Origin of the sequence: Longimicrobium sp. (assembly GCA_036389795.1) — a bacterium.
GTDB lineage: Bacteria > Gemmatimonadota > Gemmatimonadetes > Longimicrobiales > Longimicrobiaceae > Longimicrobium.
Genome location: DASVWD010000094.1, coordinates 1 through 18,296 on the forward strand (window position 1 = coordinate 1; position 18,296 = coordinate 18,296).

15 protein-coding genes are annotated in these 18,296 nt (G+C 70.7%); 4 read left to right on the plus strand and 11 right to left on the minus strand.

The features are described from left to right. Positions 1–657: 657 nt before the first annotated feature. Positions 658–1,101, minus strand: coding sequence for a MarR family transcriptional regulator (locus VF746_11935; protein HEX8693125.1), 444 nt, complete (start codon positions 1,099–1,101; stop codon positions 658–660). Between the two features lie 266 nt (positions 1,102–1,367). Here VF746_11935 and VF746_11940 point away from each other — a divergent pair, with 266 nt between their 5' ends. Continuing rightward, positions 1,368–2,606, plus strand: coding sequence for a kelch repeat-containing protein (locus VF746_11940; protein ID HEX8693126.1), 1,239 nt, complete (start codon positions 1,368–1,370; stop codon positions 2,604–2,606). A 298-nt stretch (positions 2,607–2,904) separates the two neighbouring features. Beyond that, positions 2,905–3,870 carry a prolyl oligopeptidase family serine peptidase gene (locus VF746_11945; protein HEX8693127.1) on the plus strand — a complete coding sequence of 322 codons (966 nt, stop codon included), beginning with the start codon at positions 2,905–2,907 and terminating at the stop codon, positions 3,868–3,870. A 685-nt stretch (positions 3,871–4,555) separates the two neighbouring features. Here VF746_11945 and VF746_11950 read toward each other — a convergent pair. From VF746_11950 to dnaE, 5 genes are all read right to left on the minus strand, one after another. Beyond that, positions 4,556–5,266 (minus strand): hypothetical protein, encoded by a 711-nt coding sequence (locus VF746_11950; protein HEX8693128.1) that lies wholly within the window; start codon positions 5,264–5,266, stop codon positions 4,556–4,558. A 133-nt stretch (positions 5,267–5,399) separates the two neighbouring features. Continuing rightward, positions 5,400–6,932, minus strand: coding sequence for a methionine--tRNA ligase (gene metG, locus VF746_11955; protein HEX8693129.1), 1,533 nt, complete (start codon positions 6,930–6,932; stop codon positions 5,400–5,402). After that, the gene (gene ricT, locus VF746_11960) at positions 6,929–7,912 is read right to left on the minus strand and encodes a regulatory iron-sulfur-containing complex subunit RicT (protein ID HEX8693130.1); all 984 of its coding nucleotides are present in this window, start codon (positions 7,910–7,912) and stop codon (positions 6,929–6,931) included. The genes metG and ricT overlap by 4 nt, the downstream gene beginning before the upstream one ends. Positions 7,913–7,985: 73 nt before the next feature. Continuing rightward, positions 7,986–8,951: an acetyl-CoA carboxylase carboxyltransferase subunit alpha gene (locus VF746_11965; GenBank protein ID HEX8693131.1), complete on the minus strand. Its 966-nt coding sequence runs from the start codon at positions 8,949–8,951 to the stop codon at positions 7,986–7,988. Positions 8,952–9,463: 512 nt separating this feature from the next. After that, positions 9,464–13,141, minus strand: coding sequence for a DNA polymerase III subunit alpha (dnaE, locus tag VF746_11970; GenBank protein HEX8693132.1), 3,678 nt, complete (start codon positions 13,139–13,141; stop codon positions 9,464–9,466). 220 nt (positions 13,142–13,361) lie between these two features. On the opposite strand from dnaE, the gene VF746_11975 reads away from it, so the two are divergent. Beyond that, positions 13,362–13,898, plus strand: coding sequence for a hypothetical protein (locus tag VF746_11975; protein ID HEX8693133.1), 537 nt, complete (start codon positions 13,362–13,364; stop codon positions 13,896–13,898). Between the two features lie 210 nt (positions 13,899–14,108). On the opposite strand, the gene VF746_11980 is transcribed toward VF746_11975, so the two are convergent. The 5 genes from VF746_11980 to VF746_12000 all read right to left on the minus strand — a co-directional run bounded on the left by VF746_11980 (position 14,109) and on the right by VF746_12000 (position 17,169). Then, entirely contained in the window at positions 14,109–14,519 is a 411-nt protein-coding gene (locus tag VF746_11980; protein HEX8693134.1) for a putative toxin-antitoxin system toxin component, PIN family, read from the minus strand. Further along, positions 14,516–14,734 carry a ribbon-helix-helix protein, CopG family gene (locus VF746_11985; protein HEX8693135.1) on the minus strand — a complete coding sequence of 73 codons (219 nt, stop codon included), beginning with the start codon at positions 14,732–14,734 and terminating at the stop codon, positions 14,516–14,518. Before VF746_11985 ends, VF746_11980 begins: the two co-directional genes overlap by 4 nt. Before the next feature lie 125 nt (positions 14,735–14,859). Next, the gene (locus tag VF746_11990; GenBank protein HEX8693136.1) at positions 14,860–15,477 is read right to left on the minus strand and encodes a LemA family protein; all 618 of its coding nucleotides are present in this window, start codon (positions 15,475–15,477) and stop codon (positions 14,860–14,862) included. Positions 15,478–15,544: 67 nt separating this feature from the next. Beyond that, positions 15,545–16,273 carry a nucleotidyltransferase domain-containing protein gene (locus tag VF746_11995; protein ID HEX8693137.1) on the minus strand — a complete coding sequence of 243 codons (729 nt, stop codon included), beginning with the start codon at positions 16,271–16,273 and terminating at the stop codon, positions 15,545–15,547. Between the two features lie 23 nt (positions 16,274–16,296). Continuing rightward, positions 16,297–17,169 carry a TPM domain-containing protein gene (locus VF746_12000; GenBank protein HEX8693138.1) on the minus strand — a complete coding sequence of 291 codons (873 nt, stop codon included), beginning with the start codon at positions 17,167–17,169 and terminating at the stop codon, positions 16,297–16,299. 78 nt (positions 17,170–17,247) lie between these two features. On the opposite strand from VF746_12000, the gene VF746_12005 reads away from it, so the two are divergent. Next, entirely contained in the window at positions 17,248–17,862 is a 615-nt protein-coding gene (locus tag VF746_12005; protein HEX8693139.1) for a hypothetical protein, read from the plus strand. Positions 17,863–18,296: the final 434 nt, after the last annotated feature.

Sequence of the window (18,296 nt, forward strand, 5' to 3'; positions counted from 1 at the left end):
CTACTCGCGGCCGGCAGGAGGCCGGACCGATGCATGGAGCCAGCGTCCGGGCGGGGTGAGTAGATTCCTCGGGCGCCGCCCAGCTGAGGTGTGAAATCCGGATCGGTGCTGCGGCGCCGCTCGGAATGACATGGTTCGCGAGAGGACCGGATTGCACACTGATTCCTAGAATCCGGTATAATATAGAGGGGAGTCGACCGGCCGATTACGAAGTTTGGAATACCAGATCGCCGAGCATTGTTCTGGTTCCGAACAGATTGGAATCACACAGAGGACACAGAGAACACAGAGAACACAGAGAACACGGAGGAACTGAAGACGCGATCGAAGTTTCTCTGTGTCCTCTGTGTGAGGCTTTATCAGAAAGCTGTACCCGAACGATGCTCTGCAAAAGTGGTATGATCCCGCGATTGCCCCACCGTGACGCCGCGGACGGCTCCAGACGCACCGCGGTTCCTCCCGATCGGCCGTCGGTCTTCGCCGAGCGACGATTTGGTCTCGGAGATCACCCATTCGTCCTCTTCGACCGACAGCCGCGCGCGCAGGGCATCTACGGATCGTGCGTCCGGAATGCGCCCCAGCCGAGCGTGCCTGGTCCGTCCTCGAGGACACCTGCTTCTCGACGCCGCCGCGCGCGGTCGAGGCACGCGCCGGCATTCATCGCCGCGCGTCGCAGTTCTCCATGATCCGTTTCAGCACCGCACGCAGCCGCGCTACCTGCTCGGCATCGATTCCGTCCAGCGCCTGCCTGCGATTGGCCTGTGCGATCGGCTCCACCGTGCGGATCACCGACTCCCCCGAGCTCGTGAGCACGAGCTCGGACCGGCGCCCGTCGTTCGGATGTGGCTTGCGGTGAAGCAGGCCCTTTCGCTCGAGCAGCTGAACGATACGAGTGACGGAGGCGAAGTCCTTGAATACCGCGACGCCGACCTGCTGTAGCGTGACGTCGGGGGATTCGTGGATCGTCTTCAGCACCAGCCATTGGTCGATGGTGATGTCGATCCCCGCTGCGTGCAGGCGGGCCTGCGCGAACCGCCGGTACGCCTTGGAGGCGGATTCGAGCGAATAAAAAAGTACGTCCTGCAGCCGGGTGTCAGACATTGCGCCCTGGATCGTTGATATATCAATGACGTGAGCCGGAGCACGCGTCGTAACCTAGCGATCTTCCGCTCCGCGTGCACCCCTGCGTCCATCCGGGTACCGGACGGGAGCCGATGCAGCGTACGAGGCGGTGGACGAGCGGACGGGGACGACCGATCCGCGCCGCGCCCCGGCGTCCGGCGGTCTCGTCCACCGGAGCCGCTGGCGAAGCAGGAGCAGCTGGTGGGCCCCATCGTCGAATCCATGATCTTCCCTGGAGAGTGCTGATGAAACGGGCAATCGCGCTGGTGGCTGCATCGTTGTCGGCTGCCGCCTTCCTGGCGTGCGGCAAGGACCCGGTTGAACAGGGCGATGATCCGCAGCTCACGCTTTCCGCGGACAGCGTCACCGTGGACGTAGGCGTTTCCGCTTCGGTGACCGCCACGGTGCTCAACGCCAGTGAGCCGGCGCAGTTCGTCTCCCGCGACCCGGGCGTGGCTACCGTGGATGCCAGCGGCGCGATCAGGGGCGTCGCGATCGGCTCGACGTATGTAGTCGCTACGCTCTCCAACCACGCGGACGTGCGTGACTCCGTTCGCGTTCGCGTGCTGGCGCCGGGCTCGACCCCGGTCGCCGGCCAATGGGGGCTCCGGGCGCCATTGATCGAACCCAACTCCGAGCTGGCGTTCGCCGAATCGAACGGCAAGCTCTACCTCCTCGGCGGCTATCCGGCGAGTCGGGTGACGGCCCGTACGGTCCAGGTCTACGACGTCGCGAGCGACCGCTGGGAGCTGGGACCGCCGCTCCCGCAGCCCAACAACCACGGGATGGCGGCCAGCGTCAACGGAAAAGTCTATCTGATCGGCGGCCAAACCTCGGATGTCTCGGACCAGGGCTACCAGGACACGGTCTACGAACTGGATCCGGCCACGGGTGTGTGGGTCACGAAGGCGCCGATGCCCACGGCGCGCGGCGCCGGGGTGGCCATCGTGCACGACGGCAAGATCTACGTCGCCGGTGGACGCCCGCCGCGGGGAAGCGATTTCGCCGTCTACGACCCGGCGACCGATCGCTGGGAGGTGCTGCCGGAGCTACCCTCCCAGCGCAACCACATTACCGGCGCGGCGATCAACGGCCGCATCCACGTCGTCGGAGGGCGTCTGGGCCACGGATTGTCGCCCGACATGACGGCAGTGCACGAAGTCTACGACCCGCAAACGCGGACCTGGACGACCGCAGCCCCCATGCTGCGGGCCCGCAGCGGCATGAACGGCGTCATGGCCCGGGGCTGCTTCCACGTCTGGGGCGGCGAGGGACCGGCCGGCATGTTTCCCGACCATGACTACTACGATCCGCGGACCAACCAGTGGTCACCACTCTCCGGGATGCCTACCCCCGTCCACGGCGTCTACGGCTCAGCCTATGTCAGCGGGCTGATCTGGGTCCCCGGCGGCGGCACCAATATCGGCGGCAACCACGGCAGCCATCAGCACCAGGTCTACCGGCCGGCAGTGAGCTGCGAGTGACGCTGTCTCCGTCCTGGACGGTGTTCGGCGTGATGGCGTCGCGCTTCGGCTCGTCGAGCACCGCCGCATCGAAGCGGTCTCCACCAGCACCCGCGCCCCCTTCCACAGGGAGGGCGGGAAGGGGACCACCAGCGAGGCGATCCAGTTCCGGCTCCGGCCGCATCCGCTGGCCAGGCAGGGCGAAGTGCGAACGCGATCTCCGGTGCGGGTCGTCCTGCGCGTCCCCTACCCGATGGGGTTGTCGACGAGTGCAGCCGGGATGGGCGTCCCGAGTTCCAGCTCCTGCCGAGGTACCACCATGCTGATGCGCTCCGTCGGTCTCGCTCCACTGCTCTGGTTCCCGCTCGCCGGTGCCTGCGGCCAGCCGGCCGATCCCGAGCCGCCCGTCGACGCCTGCACCGTCCCGACGCTCAGCGCCGCGCCGGCACCCGCCTCCGCCCTGACCGCGTTCGCCTACGACCGCGCGGCGGCCTACGACCCGGTGCTCCAGCCGATCGGCACCGAGCCGGGTGTGGAGATCCACGAGCTGAGCTTCCGCAGCCCGCGTGGCGCCGGCCGCGCCACGGGGCGGCTCTTCGTGCCCGAGGGTGTGGGCCCGTTCGCGGGATTGTTGCTGATGCACGGAATGCCGGGCAACGCCGAGCAGATGACGGGCCAGGCGGTGGTGCTGGCGCGCCACGGGGCGGTGGTGGCGGCGCTCGACGCCCCGTTCGCGCGGCGCGGGGGCAGCCCGGTGCGCTTCACCGAGGCTGACAGCGCGGAGCAGGTGCAGTTGATGACCGACCTGCAGCGCGCCGTGGACCTGCTCGTGGCGCGCCCGGACGTGGACGCGGGTCGGCTCGGCTACGTGGGCATCAGCTACGGCGGGGCGATGGGCGCGCTCTTCGTCGGCATCGAGCGGCGGCTCAAGACGGGCATCCTCGTCGTAGCCGACGGCGGGCTCGTCTCGCACTTCACCGGCCCCGAGGACGGCAGCGCCTTCGCCGGGCTCACCTGCACGGAGCGGCGGCGCTGGCTCGAGTCGATGATCCCGATCGAGCCGATCAAGTACGTCGGCTTCGCGTCGCCGACGCCCCTCCTGCTGCAGTCGGGGCGGCAGGACAACCTCGTGCCGCCGCGCGACGCCGAGCTGCTGCACGCCGCGGTGCGCGATCCGAAGACGATCCGCTGGTACGACGCGGGGCACGGCCTCACCGCCGAGGCCGCGCGCGACCGCCTGTTGTGGCTGCAGCAGCAGCTCGGGATGCGCGCCCCAGCCTTCTGAGCCGACGCCCGGGCGCGGCGCCGCGCCGCCCGAACCGCTGGCGAGGTAGCGCGAAGCGCCAGGGGGGCGAGCATCAGCAGAAACGACACTCATACCGGATCTCGAGACTGTTTGTGCAGATGGATGTCATTCCGAAGGCGCCGCTGCACCGAAACTGCGTCCGCACCGCAGTTGGGCGGCGCCTGAAGAATCCAGCCGGCCTTCCTGGTGGCTGGCTGCGCTCGCTACGGCCGGCGCCCAGCCGCATTGGCTGGATTCTTCGGCCGCGTCCAGGCTCTCGTGCAGATGCAGCTTACGTCGGACGCTCCCTCAGAATGACACCAATTTGCAGAGAATCGTTCAGGTATCGGCTCTGAAAAGATCTCACACATAGAGAAACAGAGGAACAGAGAAATCCTCCGCTTCTCTGTTTCTCTGTGTGATACCACGTTTCCGAGCAATGTTCTGGTTCGCGAGAAACAGATTGGCATCACACAGAGGACACGGAGGACACGGAGAGAACTTCAATCTCTCCGCTGTTCCTCTGTGTTCTCTGTGCCCTCTGTGTGAGACCTTTTCAGGGCTGATACCCGAACGAGTCCCTGCGAAATGGTATGAGGCTTTGCCGTTCATGGTCGGACACGCGAAAAAGGGCCGCCTCCGCGACGGGAGACGGCCCTTCTTCGTTTCCGACCACGGACCGCCTTTACTCCGGCGGCGTGGCGTCGGCAGGCGCGGGCTTCACGCGGAACGAGTCCAGCATGCGAGCCGCGGCCGCCTCGACGGCGGGCGTGCGCTCCACGGCGGCGTACAGCACCATCCACACCTCCAGCCCACCCTGGCGCGGCACCGATATGTCCGCGATGCCGTGCAGGGACGCCCTGTCCAGGTCCACGGTCACGGGGGAGCGGCGCGCCACCCGGTCCTCCGTCACGATCTCGCGGCCGTCTCCCTCCAGCCGGATCCAGTCGTCACCGCGCACGAACAGGGACTGGAGCAGCTCGAGCCCGGCCCGGCGGGTCGCCAGCGACGTGTCGCCCATCGCCTGCATGAACGCGCGGCGCGCCGCGGCCGAGGTGTCGACCGGCGCCTCCCTGAGCTGCCGCACGCGGGCGGCGGAGGTGTCCGTCAGCAGCCGCCGCAGCGCGGCCGAGTCCGCCAGCGCGGGGTGTCTCGGCACGCCGCGCAGCACGGTGCGGTTCACCATCACCAGCCCGACGTCGTAGCCGCCGCCGACGTACCCCTCGAAGGCCGACGCCGGGTCTTCCACCTTGCGTATGAGCGTCAGCCCGGTGATGCCGCGCGGCAGCTCGATCGTGAAGCGGCCGCCGTCGTACGGACGCGTGGACTGCGCGGGGAGCGACGGGGCGGCCGCGAGCAGCGCGAGTACGACGAGGGAAGTGCGAAAGCTCTGCATCGTGAGGAACATGGGAGAGCAGGATGAAAGATCCGGCGGAGGGCGCGGCTTCTGCCGGTCGGCTGTGATTCCGGGAAAGGGCCGCCTCCGCGACGGGAGACGGCCCTTCCTGGTTTCTCGATGCAGAGGATGCCTACGCCGCCACCGGCTCGCGCTTGGGGCGCGGGAAGAGCGGGTCGCCGCCGGCCACGCTCCAGCCGGAGACGTCCAGCGCCGCCAGCTCGTCCAGCCGCGGCATCGCGCGGCCCCCGCCCAGGCGCTCCCACAGCTCGCCCATCTTCCCCGGCATGAAGGGGAAGAAGAGCACGCTGATCACCGCCAGCCAGCGCACCATCGCGTGCAGCGTGGCGTCCAGCTCGCCCGCCGCGGCGGGGTCCTTCGCCAGCTTCCAGGGCGCCTTCTCGGCCACGAACGAGTTGGCGCGCCACACCAGCTCGAACGCCGCCGCGGCGCCCTCGTGCAGCAGGTTGGCCCCCATCGCCCGCCGGTAGTCCTCCAGCACGCGCCCGATCTCCCCGTCCTCCGCCGGCGCCGCCGCGGGGACCACGCCGTCCCGGTACTTCGCCACCATCGAGAGCGTGCGGCTGGCCAGGTTCCCCAGCCCGTTCGCCAGCTCCGCCGTGTAGCGCTCGGCGAAGCGCTCCCAGGTGAACGAGCCGTCGCTGTCCCAGGGCGCCTCGCGCAGCAGGAAGTAGCGGAACGCGTCGGGGCCGTACTTCTCCGCCGCCTCGGCCACGTCCAGCGTCACCCCCGCCGACTTGCTGAAGCGCTCGCCCCCGTACAGCACCCAGCCGTGCCCCCACACCCGCTCCGGCAGCGGCAGCCCGGCGGACTCCAGCATCGCCGGCCACACCAGCGAGTGCAGCCGCACGATGTCCTTCCCCACCACGTGCAGCTGCGCCGGCCACCACCGCTCCCACTCCCCGTCGGGGTAGCCGGTGTCGGTGAGGTAGTTCGGCAGCGCGTCGAACCACACCCACGTCCCCTGCGTCTCTCCCGCCACGGGGCGCGGCCAAGGGATCGCCCAGGTGAGGTGCGCGCGGGTGATGGAGATGTCCTCCAGCCCCTGCTCGATCAGCGCCAGCATCTCGTTGCGCCGCGAGCGGGGCTCCAGCACCTCCGGCGTCTCCGTCAGCCGCTTCTCGAGGAAGTCGGAGTAGCGCGAGAGGCGGAAGAAGAGGTTGCGCTCCTCGGCCCACTCCAGCTCGCGCGTGGGGTGCAGCACGCAGCGGCCGTCCTCGATCTCGCTCTCGGTCTTGAACAGCTCGCAGCCGACGCAGTACCACCCCTCGTACGTCTGCTCGTAGAAGTCGTCCGGGCTCCGTTCGTAGATCCGTTCGATCAGCGCCGCGACGCCCCGCTTGTGGTGCGGCTGCGTGGTGCGCACCCAGCGGTCGTTGGAGACCAGCAGGCGCCGCCACATCCCCTCGAAGCGCGCCGCCAGCTCGTCCACCAGCTGTTGCGGGGTGATCCCGCGCGCCTCGGCCGCCTGCGCCACCTTCTGCCCGTGCTCGTCCATCCCCATGCAGAAGCGCACCTCCTCGCCCAGCAGGCGGTGGAAGCGCGCGATCGCATCGGCCCCGATCTTCTCGTACGCGTGGCCGATGTGGGGGTCGCCGTTCGCGTAGTCGATGGCCGTGGTCAGGTAGAAGCGGCGTCCGCTCACTCGGGCCTCCGCGGGGGCGGGGGCGTGCGGGGCCGCCGCGGCGGCCGCTGCGTCTGCGCGGGCGTGGGGAGCTGCGGGCGCGCCTCCGGCGGGGGCGCGCCCTCGCGCCCCGGCGGCGGCGCGGCCACCGTCTCGGCCTTGAGCTGCTCCAGCCCGATGGTGCGGCGCTGCCGGCTCTCGTCCTGCAGCGTCACCAGGTTCCGCCAGATGTCGATGGCCACCACCTTCTCGGCGCCCACCACCGTCCGCACCGTCTTCCCCTCGCGGGGGAAGCGCTTCTTGGCGGCGAGATACGCGTCGTGCTCGTACGTCAGGCAGCACATCAGCCGGCCGCAGGTGCCGGAGATCTGCTGCGGGTTGAGCGAGAGGTTCTGGTCCTTGGCCAGCTGCAGCGAGATCGGCTTGATCTCGCGCAGCCAGGTGGCGCAGCAGAGCTGGCGGCCGCAGCGGCCCACCCCGCCCAGCTGCGCCGCCTCGTCGCGCACCCCGATCTGCTTGAGCTCGATGCGCGTGCGGAAGGTCCGCGCCAGGTCGCGCACCAGCTGGCGGAAGTCGACCCGCTTCTCGGCCGTGAAGTAGATGGTCAGCTTGTTCCGGTCCCACTGCCACTCGGCGTCGCTGACCTTCATGTGCAGGCCGTGCTGCTCCACCAGCTCGCGCGTCTTGCGGCGCACGCGCTCCTCGTCGGCCCGCAGCACGTGCAGCTGGCGCACCTCGGGGGGCTCGGCGCGGCGCAGCACCACCGCGCCCGCCACGGGGTCGGTGGGGCCGCACTTCTTGCGCGCGATGCCGCCCAGCGACTTCACGCGGCCCAGGTCGCGGCCGCGCTCCACCTCCACCAGCACCCAGTCGCCCACGCGCAGCGTCACGTCGGGCGAGGTGAAGAACGCCCTCCGCACCCCCTTGAAGGAGACTTCCACCAGGAAGCCGGCCTGCTCGGGAGAGGGGAGAGGCTGGATCACCGGAAGCTCGAGACTCACCGGTTTCGCCTCCATCTATGTCCTCGCGACGGGCTTCGCGCCCGCCGCGGGGCCGGTCAATGCAGTCGGGAGGTCAGCGGCCGGAGCGCCACTGTCCCATCCCCAGGTACTTCTTCCACCGCGCCCGGCGCAGCTCCTCCTCGGGAACCGCCCGCAGCTCGGCGAGGTGGCGGACGAGCGCCTCCTTCACGCCCGCGGCGGTGGCCTCCCAGTCGGAGTGCGCGCCGCCCGCGGGCTCGGGGACCACCTCGTCGATCACCTCCAGCTCGGCCAGGTCCTCGGCCGTGAGCCTGAGCGCCTGCGCCGCCTTCTCGCGCTCGTTCCCGCTCTTCCACAGGATCGCCGCGCACCCCTCGGGGCTGATCACCGAGTAGACGCTGTTCTCCAGCATCAGCACCCGGTCGGCCACCCCGATCGCCAGCGCCCCGCCCGAGCCGCCCTCGCCGATCACCACGGCCACCGACGGAGTCCGGAGCGCCGCCATCTCGCGCAGGTTGCGGGCGATGGCCTCGGCCTGCCCGCGCTCCTCCGCCCCCAGGCCGGGGTAGGCGCCCGGCGTGTCGATCAGGGTCACGACGGGGCGGCGGAACTTCTCCGCCAATTTCATCAATCGGAGCGCCTTGCGGTAGCCCTCCGGGTGGGGCATGCCGAAGTTGCGCCTGAGGTTCTCCTTCATGTCCCGGCCCTTCTGCTGGCCGATGAGCATGACGGACTCCCCGTCGAGCCGGGCCCAGCCGCCCACGATGCTCGCGTCGTCACGGAACTGCCGGTCGCCGTGCAGCTCCACGAAGTCGGCGAAGATCATCTCCACGTAGTCGAGCGTGTAGGGGCGCTTGGGGTGGCGGGCCACCATCACCCGCTCGATCGGGGAGAGGTTGCGGAAGGTCTCCTCTTTCAGCCCCTTCAGCTTGCGCTCCAGCGAGCGCAGCTCGGTGGAGACGTCCAGCCCACGCTCGCGCGCCAGCGTGCGGAGGTTCTGGATCTGCTCCTCCACCTCGCCGATGGCGCGCTCGAAGTCCAGGTGTGCGACCGTAGCCAACTCTTCTGCCTCCAGCCCCGCGTCTCCCGTGAGGAGAGCGAAGCAGATTCGTTCAAGCTTCAGACCAGGCGGAATCGCGGCCCCGCAACTGCCTGGAACCGCGGGGTTCGGGCGTGTCCCTCCGCTGCGCTCCGGGCCGGGCTGCGCGCGCGGTAGGGCACGATACGACTGTGCCCAACCGCGCCGGGCCCGCGTCGGCCGAAACTGCCCGGCCGCCACGGTCCCGGCCCTACGGGCGCGCATCCCTCACGCGGGGTTCGCGCGGTCCGCCGGCGCCGCGAGCGGCTGAAGCCGCCCGCTGGAACCACGGAAAGCCTCGCCAACCCCCGCGAGGCTTCAACCGCCTCCCGCGCGCGGTGTCGTCGCGCGAAGCGCCGGGGGGGTTCCCCTCTACCGCGCAGCGGGGGAGGGGAGCGCATCCTCCGGCTGCGAGGAACGAGCAGCCGAGGGTCGCGCGGGGGAGGGGGCCTCCCCGGCGGCGCAGCCGCCGGACGGCGAGGCAGGCCTCGCCCCTACTCCTCGCCCCCTCCGCGCTGCCTCCGCCCGCGCCACCCCTCCTCGCGCCCGCCGCCCACCGACCCCAGCGCCGGCGGGTCGCGGTGCAGGCGGACGCGCTCGTCGCCCAGCGCCTCGCGGAGCGCCACGAGCAGCTCGTCGCGCGGGGCCACCCTGAGCGTCTTCGAGCGCAGCCTGGGCGCCTCGCCCTCGCCGCCGCCGTTCCTCCAGAGCACGATCACGGGCCCCTGGCCCGCGTACTGCGCCAGCGCCGCCTTCGCGCCCTCGATCGCCGCCGGGTCGGGGCCGCCCGAGCCCAGCTCGATCAGCACGCCCACCTCGCCGCTCTCGCGCACCTGCTCCAGCGGCACCGCCGAGTCCAGGAAGAGCGGCGGGTCCTCGTCGTCGCGCTCGCGGGAGCTGACGGCGCCCCGGATCACCACGGCCGCGTCCTGCCGGAGCACATCCTTGTATTTAGCCCACGAGTCGCCGAACGCAAGCACCGTGGCCGTGCCGTGGAAGTCCTCCACGGTGATGCGGCCCCACTCCGAGCCGTCCTTCTTCGAGACCTGGCGCGCCGCTTCGGTCACCACGCACGCCAGCTCCACCTTCTGGTCGCGCTGCGTCCGGAGCTTCACGGTGCTGGTGCGCCCCTCGAAGAGCGCCACGTCCTCGCGGAAGCGGTTGAGCGGGTGGCCGCTGATGAAGAAGCCCAGGATCTCCTTCTCGCGCGTGAGCCGCTCGCTCTCGGCCCACTTCTCCACCTTCGGCAGCGGCGGGGCCTGCACCAGCGTGGCCGTGCCCCCGTCGCCGCCGCCCATCAGCACGTCGAAGAACGAGTCCTGCGCGCTCTCGCGCTCCTTCTGCAGGTTCTGCGCGGTGGCGAACGCCAGGTCGAGCCCCGCCAGCAGCTGGTTGCGACCGCCCCCGTCCTCGAAGCCGTCCAGCGCCCCCGCGCAGATCAGCGCCTCCAGCACCCGCTTGTTGCAGAGCCTCAGGTCGATGCGGCAGAGCAGGTCGAACATCGAGGTGAAGGGCCCCTCCGCCTCGCGCGCCGCCAGGATCGAGCGCACCGCCCCCTCGCCCACGCCGCGGATCGCCCCCAGCCCGAAGCGCACCTGCCCCACCCCCTCGCCCACCACGGTGAACTTCCAGTTCGACTCGTTCACGTGCGGCGGCAGCACCTCCACCCCGTCGCGCCCGATGCGCGGGAGAAACTTCCCCAACTCGCGGCAGTGCTGGATGTACGCCACCACGTCGTCGGTCTTGTCCACCACCGACGACATCAGCGCCGCCATGAACTCGGCCGGGTAGTGGCACTTCAGCCACGCCGTCTGGTACGCCACCAGCCCGTAGGCCACCGAGTGGCTCTTGTTGAAGCCGTAGCGCCCGAACGCCTCGATCTGGTCGGAGAGGTCCTGGATGGCGCGGCGGTCGTGGCCCTTCTCCACGGCCTTCTCCACGAACTTCCCCAGCTCCTTCCGGATCAGCTCCGCGTCCTTCTTCCCCACCGCCTTGCGCAGCACGTCGGCCTCGGCCAGGGTGAGCCCGGCCAGGATCTGCGCGATGCGCATCACCTGCTCCTGGTACACGATCACGCCGTAGGTGGGCTCCAGCACCTCCTTCAGCTCGGCGAAGGGGTACTTCACCGGCTCCAGCCCCAGCTTGCGGCGGATGTACACCATGTCCATCCCCATGTCCAGCGGGCCGGGCCGCACCAGCGCGTTGGCCGCCACTAGGTCGTCGAAGCGGTCCGCCTTCATGGCGCGCAGCTTGTCGGTGGCGAGCGACGATTCGAACTGGAACACCCCCGCCGTCCCCCCGCGCGCCAGCATCGCGTACACCTCGGGGTCGTCCAGCGGGATGTCCTCGGGGCGCGCGTACTCCACCCCGGTCTGCGGGTGGCGGAGCGCCCCGTGCCGCGCGCGGATGAAGGCCACGGCGTCGTAGATCACCGTGAGCGTCTTCAGCCCCAGGAAGTCCATCTTCAGCATGCCCGCCTTCTCCAGGCAGGTCATGTCGTACTGGGTGACGATGATCGACTCGCCGCTCCCGCCGCCGGAGCCCTTGGTGGACTGCGTGCAGACCGGCACGTACTCGTCCAGCGGCCCCGGCGCGATCACCACGCCGGCCGCGTGCACGCTGCTGTGGCGGCTGAGCCCCTCCAGCGTGCTCGAGTAGTCCAGCAGCTGCCGGTAGCGCTCCTCCTTCTCGTACAGCTCCCTGATCTCGGGGATCTTCTCCTTCGCCTCCTCCACCGTCATGGAGAAGTTGGGGGCGTTGGGGATCAGCTTGGCCAGCCGGTCCGTCTCCGCGGGGAGGAAGCCCAGGGTGCGCCCCACGTCCTTCACCACCGCCCGGCTCTTCATCGTCCCGAAGGTGATGATCTGCCCCACCGCGTCGCGGCCGTACTTCTCGCGCACGTACTCGATCACCTCGCCGCGGCGCTCGAAGCAGAAGTCCACGTCGATGTCGGGCATCGACACGCGCTCGGGGTTCAGGAAGCGCTCGAAGAGGAGGTCGAACTTGAGCGGGCAGCAGTCGGTGATCCCCATGCAGTACGCCACGATCGACCCCGCCGCCGAGCCGCGCCCGGGGCCGACGGGGATGTCGTGGTCGCGCGCCCAGCGGATGAAGTCGGCCGTGATCAGGAAGTAGCCCGAGTACCCCAGCTTGGTGATCACCCCCAGCTCGTACTCCACCCGGTCCACCACCTCGGCCGGGAGCACGGCCTTCGGGTCCGCGCCCTCCGGCGTCCCCGCGGGCGCGTAGTGCCGCATCGCCCCGCGCCACACCCAGGCGGAGAGCATCTCGTCTTCCGACGCGTACCCCTCGGGCTCGGTGGGGAAGTTGGGGACGTAGTACTTCCTGGGCATCGCGAGGTCCACCGACTCCGCGATCGCCAGCGTGTTCTCGAGCACGTCGGGCCGGTCGGGGAAGCGCTCGGCGATCTCCGCGTGGCTCTTGAAGTAGAGCTGGCCGTCGTACTTCATCCGGTCGGGGTCGGCGAAGTCCTTCCCCAGCCCGATGCAGAGGAGCACGTCGTGCGCCTGGTGGTCCTCGGCCTTCAGGAAGTGCGCGTCGTTGGTGGCCACCACGCGCACGCCCGTCTCGGCCGCCAGGCGGAAGATGCGCTCGTTGAGCCGCGCCTGCCCCGGGGAGTCGTGCGCCTGCACCTCCAGGTAGTAGCGCTCGCCGAACACCTCCTGGTGCCACTCGACCGCCCGGCGCGCCTCCTCCCACTGGTCTTCCATCAGGTGCTGCGCCACCTCGCCCGCCAGGCACGCCGAGGTGACGATGAGCCCCTCGGAGTGCTTCGCCAGCACCTCGCGGTCGATGCGCGGCTTGCCGTAGAAGCCTTCCGTGTAGCCGATGGAGGTGAGGCGGGAGAGGTTCCTGTACCCCTGGTAGTCGCGCGCCAGGAGCACCAGGTGGTAGTATCCCTTCTCGCCCTTGGTCTTGGTGCGGTCGAAGCGCGAGGCGGGGGCGACGTACGCCTCCATCCCCACGATCGGCTTGACGCCGGCCTTCTTCGCCTGCTCCTGGAAGACCCACGCGCCGAACATGCAGCCGTGGTCGGTGAGCGCCAGGGCGGGCTGCTCGAGCTCGCAGGCGCGCTTCACCAGGTCCTCGATGCGGTTGGCGCCGTCGAGGAGCGAGTACTCGGAATGGCAGTGCAGGTGGACGAACGACATCGGCCGGGGGTGCTTCCGCTCGTGGGGAAAACGAAGGTAACGCGAAGTACAACAACGAGATGGCGGGGGGCTCGCCGCCTCTGGGCTTGTCGCGCCGGGTCGCCCTGAATATGCTCCCGCACCCCCCGTTTGGGAAGGGAACGGAGGGCACGCCCGCCCCCGGCGCGGCTTCCCGGCCACCCCGCGCACCGCGACAGACCCGTTGCCGCCAGATACCGCCATGACCGCGATGCTTCACTCTCGACGGCCGCTTCGGCTCGCCGCCGCGCTCTGCCTGGCCCTGCTCGCGGCCTGCGGCGGCGGGGACGCGGGGGGCGCCGCGGACGACGCGCCGCTGCCGGAGGGCTTCACCACGCTCCCGGCGAGCGCGCGGGTGCCCGTCGCGCAGGCGGCCGAGCGCCGCTGCAACTCGCCCTCTTCGCGTTCCGTCTTCCGCCAGCCGATCGAGTGGGAGTCGTTCTGGGGCGTGAACCCGGGGTGCACGCCGCCCGCGCTGCCGCCGGGGATGGACTGGCAGAAGGAGATGCTGGTGCTGGCGGCGATGGGCAAGCGCAAGTCGGCGCAGGAGCGCATCGAGATCGTGGGGCGCGGCGAGAAGGGCGACACGCTGATGGTGCTGGTGCGCCGCACCACCCTGGTCGCCGGCTGCCCCGACGAGGGCGCCGAGGTCTACCCCGTCTCCGTGGTGCGCATCCCCCAGGACGAGCGCCGCGTCCGCTTCCTGGAGGAGCGGCGCCGCATCCCCTGCGGCGGGTGAGCCGGTGCGGCGGCAGGGCGTGAGTGCCGGAGGTGCGAGTGGCGTAGGGCGAGTGCCGGGCGCGAGTGCCTGAAGACACTCGCTGGAACCACGGAAAGCCTCGCAAACCCCGCGAGGCTTCAACCGCGAACGGCGACGAGCACCTGAGATGACGACCCCGCGGCAGTTCGATGCCGCGGGGTCGCTGATGTGCAAGGATGGCTCGGAAAGCTAGTCCTTTGCGTTCTCGTCTTCCAAGCGCCAGAACTCAGCTGGGCTCACGATGTCGATCGCGTCGTGTCGGCGGAGGACCAGGAGATCACGGTCTCCGGTTACGATGCAACGGCACTGTCCCGTCACCGCCGTCGCCAGCACCCAATCATCGTCGGGATCGCGGCAGACAGGCACCGCGAGCGGCTCCGGGACTACCACCTTACTGTACGACCGCACCGCCGACATGATCGCCTCGACGTCATCGGGAGCGATCTTGATCTTCCGGAGCAGCTTGCTCTCGAGTTCTTGCAGGAGGAAGGCGGAAGTGACGAGCGAGTGGTTCTTCACGCAGTGGCGGAGCAGCCGGTAGCACTGGCCCTGGGTCGCAAAGGCGGCCACGAGCACGTTCGTGTCGAGGACGAGCCTCACGAGATGGCGCGGAAGACGTCCTCGTCCGTGAAGAATCCCTGCGCCCGCGCCTGCGGCACCACTCGCTCGCGGATCTCACCGAGCCGACGCGCAAGGACGTACTCTTCGACCGCCGCGCGAACGATGTCGTCCTGGGAAACGCCGTCCGCCCGTGACAACGCGTCCACCTCCGCCTTTGTCTCATCTGAAAGCATCACGACGATCGCTGCGCTCATGTTACACTCTCCGTGATTGGACTTCAGAGGAATCTAACGCGGGACAGGCTATTCTCGGAACCTCGGGGCCGCACCCCTCGCGAGGTGCGGCCCCGTTGCGTCTGCCCGACCCGCCGATCCCGTCCCTACTTCGGCTGGCTGAAGTCGACCGTGGGCGCCTGCTCGCTGCCGGCGGGAGCCTGGTAGGGCTCCTTGCGGTCGGCGCCGGTGATCTTGGCGGTGATCGTCTGCGGGAACTGGCGGATGTACGTGTTGTAGTCGCGCACCGCCGAGTTGTAGTCGGTGCGGGCCTGCGCGATCTTGTTCTCGCTCTCGGCCAGCTGGTCCTGCAGCGCCGTGAAGTTCTGCGTGGCCCGCAACTCGGGGTACGCCTCCACCGCGATGTTCAGGTAGGTGCCGATCGAGCGCACGGCGGCCGCGTCGGCCGCCTGCATCTGCTGCACGTCGCCGCCCTGCACCGCGGCCTGCGTCTGCTGGCGGGCCTGCGTGAGCTGCTGCTCGGCCTGCTGCAGCTGCCCGGCGCGGGCGCGCGCGATCTCGGTCTGGGTGCCGCGCTCGAACTCGGCGGCGCCCTTCACCGTGGCCACCAGGTTGGGGATCAACTGGTTGCGCGCGGTGAGCTGCACCCCGATGTTCGACTTCGCCTGCTCGGCGCGCTCGTCCAGGTCCTGGATGCGGTTGTAGCCGCACCCCCCGAGCCCCAGCCCCAGCGCCGCCGCCAGCACCATCTTCGCGAACCGCATCGTTCTCCTCCGGGAAAGCGGGTTCGTCTGCATCCTCGCAGCCTCTCGCAAGATCCGGGAACGAGCCTCACGCCGTCCCGTCCACGTAGCGGTCCACGTAGCGCACCACGCGCTCGACCGCGTCCAGGTACCCCACCACCACCGGCGCGTCGGAGCGCGCCTCCAGCTTCGCCCCGCCGTGCCGGGCGCGGTGCACCTCCAGCAGCGGCCCGGGATCGAACCCCGCGCGCTCCGCCGCCAGCCGCACCACGCCCTCCGCGTCGCGCGGCGCCTCGCCCCCGTCCAGCCGCAGCACGGTGCGGAAGAGCACCAGGAAGGTGGGGAACGAGTGCAGCAGCAGCGCCTCCAGCTCCGCCGGCTCCTCGGCCGACATCAGGTAGCGCTCGCGCAGCCGCACGTGCTTCCCCTTCAGCTCGCTCTCGCACTGGCGCCGGAGGTCTGCCGGGTCGATCTCCACCTCCGCGAACGGGTCGCTCCCGTGCAGCACCAGGTGCGCGTCGCGGATGTCCGACATCTCGATCGGCCACACGTCCGCCGACGAGCGCCACTCCTCTTCCGAGAGCACCAGCGGCGGCGGGTTGCGCTCGGCCACCCACCCCCGCGCCAGCCGCGCCCCCCGGCGCAGCGCCGCGGGAGACGCGTCCTTGAGCAGCACCAGCAGGTTCAGGTCCGAGACCCCCTCGCGGTACTCCCCGCGCGCCGCCGAGCCGTAGAGTGCCGCCGACACCAGCTCGTCGCCGTACACCCCCGCCAGCTCGGCCGCGAAGGCCCGCGCCCGCTCGATCTCCTTCCCCATCCTCACGCTCCTCGCTCCTTGGCTCACCAGCCCCGTTCGGAGCCGCCGCCGCTCCAGCCGCCCCCGCCGCCGAAGCCGCCGAACCCCCCTCCGCCGCCACCTCCCCCGAACCCGCCGCCGCCCCAGCCGCCTCCCATGGGGAAGGGAATGATGATCGGCCCGCCCCACCCGCGCCGGCGCCGCCGCCCGCCGCGCCCCCCGCCTCCCCTGCGGTTGATGAGGAAGTAGAGGACCATGAAGAGGATGAAGAGCAGGCCGGGCGGGAAGCCCCTGCTCCGGGTCGTCGGCCGCGGCTGCCGCTCGGAAACGGGGGGCGGCACGGGGGCCGCGCTCGGGTCCAGCTGGAAGCCGAAGTGCCGCGCGAAGTCGCCCGCCAGCGCCTGCACCCCCAGCCGGAGCCCCGCGGCGTAGTCGCCCCGGCGGAAGGCGGGGAGCATGTACTGGTCCTGGATGCGCCCCGACTCGGCCGCCGTGATGAAGTTGTTGGCCCCCTCCGACACGTGGATGCGCACCCGGCGGTCGCCCAGCGACAGCAGCACCAGCGCGCCCACGTTGCGCAGCGAGTCGCCGATCTCGCCGCGGCTGCCGATCCTCCACCCGCGCGCGATCTCGGTGGCGACCTCGAAGATCGGCCGCCCCTCCAGCGAAGGCAGCGTGACCACCACGATCTCGGCGCCCCCGCTCTTCGCGCGCACGTCGTCCACGATCCCCTGGATCGCCGCTTCCGACTGCGGGTCCAGGACGTTGGCGAAGTCGTTGACGTACCCCGTGGGCGCGGGGATGCGCAGCCCGCCGAGGTCGAGCGGGCCGGGCGCCTGCGCGCGCGACGGGACGGCAAAGAGGAGCGCCGCGGCCACGAGCGTCGCGGTGCCAGGGAGCGGGCGCGGCCGTCGCACGCGTTGTGCGATGGGTGGGGCGCCCGTACGTTGCCTCGTCAGACCGGTCAGTCCAGCCTCCTCCAACGGAGCCGTTGCTTGAGAATCCCTCGAACCCTTCCACCGCCCGGGGCGCTCGCCCTGGCCGCGCTGGCCGCGTGCGGCGGCGGGCCGAAGGTGGTGGTCCACGCCGCCCTCGACGGGCAGCCGGTGGCCGACCTCCCCGTGCGGCTCCTACCGTACGACCGCGAGGCCGTTCTCGATTCACTGGCCGGCGAGCGCGGGGACACCATCCCCGAGGTTCCGCAGGAACTGCTCCAGCGCCTCTCGGCCCTCCAGGCGCGGGAGGCGCAGCTCCGCCAGCGCGGCGACACCGTGCCCGCGGCCGTGCGCGCGGAGCGGCAGGCGCTGCTGGCGCGCGCCGACTCGCTGCGCAAGGCGCGCGCGGCGTGGCTGGAGAAGATCCGCGAGCCGTACGAAGAGGCGGTGGAGAAGGCCGCCGCCGCCGCCGGCACCGGCGAGAAGGCCGACACCACCGACGCCGCGGGCCGCGCCGAGCTCGAGGCCGGCGAGCTCGCGAAGGGGTGGCTGGTGGCCACCTACGTGCTCCCCGAGACGGTGCTGGAGTGGGAGGTCCCCGTCACCCTCCGCGGCGACAGCACGGTGGTGCGGCTCACCCGCCGCAACGCCCGCGAGGAGCCGCTGCTCCCCTGAGCCGCGCCGGTTCGCGCTGATTCTTACTGCCCGGACGGCGCAACGGCAACCGCCCGGACCGCGACGGCGTGGTGCGGGCGTGTCCCTCCGCTGCGCTCCGGGCCGGGCTGCGCGCGCCGTAGGGCACGATACGGCCGTGCCCAACGGCGCCGGGCCACCGCCGCCACGAAACCCCTGTGGCGGCGGCGTCCCGGCCCTGTCGGGCGCGCATCCCTCACGCAACCCCAGGGAACAGGGAACAGGGAACAGCCGGCACCCCCGGTCCCGACCACCGCACCGGGCTACGTAAAGTCCACCCTCTCCCGAAGTTGGGAGAGGGTTGCCGCTCTACGGCGGCGGGTGAGGGCCCCCGCGCGGCGCCGGTGCCGCCGCTCGTGAGGAATCTCCCCGCGCGACCGCCGCGCGAAGCGCCGAGATTTCAGCCAGCAAGCGGC

Excerpts from the sequence above, each read along its gene's own strand:
- VF746_11935 (HEX8693125.1), bottom strand. The coding sequence starts at position 1,101 with ATGTCTGACACCCGGCTGCAGGACGTACTTTTTTATTCGCTCGAATCC.
- VF746_11940 (HEX8693126.1), top strand. The coding sequence starts at position 1,368 with ATGAAACGGGCAATCGCGCTGGTGGCTGCATCGTTGTCGGCTGCCGCC.
- VF746_11945 (HEX8693127.1), top strand. The coding sequence starts at position 2,905 with ATGCTGATGCGCTCCGTCGGTCTCGCTCCACTGCTCTGGTTCCCGCTC.
- dnaE (HEX8693132.1), bottom strand. The coding sequence starts at position 13,141 with ATGTCGTTCGTCCACCTGCACTGCCATTCCGAGTACTCGCTCCTCGAC.
- VF746_11990 (HEX8693136.1), bottom strand. The coding sequence starts at position 15,477 with ATGCGGTTCGCGAAGATGGTGCTGGCGGCGGCGCTGGGGCTGGGGCTC.
- VF746_11975 (HEX8693133.1), top strand. The coding sequence starts at position 13,362 with ATGACCGCGATGCTTCACTCTCGACGGCCGCTTCGGCTCGCCGCCGCG.
- VF746_11950 (HEX8693128.1), bottom strand. The coding sequence starts at position 5,266 with ATGCAGAGCTTTCGCACTTCCCTCGTCGTACTCGCGCTGCTCGCGGCC.
- VF746_11995 (HEX8693137.1), bottom strand. The coding sequence starts at position 16,273 with ATGGGGAAGGAGATCGAGCGGGCGCGGGCCTTCGCGGCCGAGCTGGCG.
- VF746_11985 (HEX8693135.1), bottom strand. The coding sequence starts at position 14,734 with ATGAGCGCAGCGATCGTCGTGATGCTTTCAGATGAGACAAAGGCGGAG.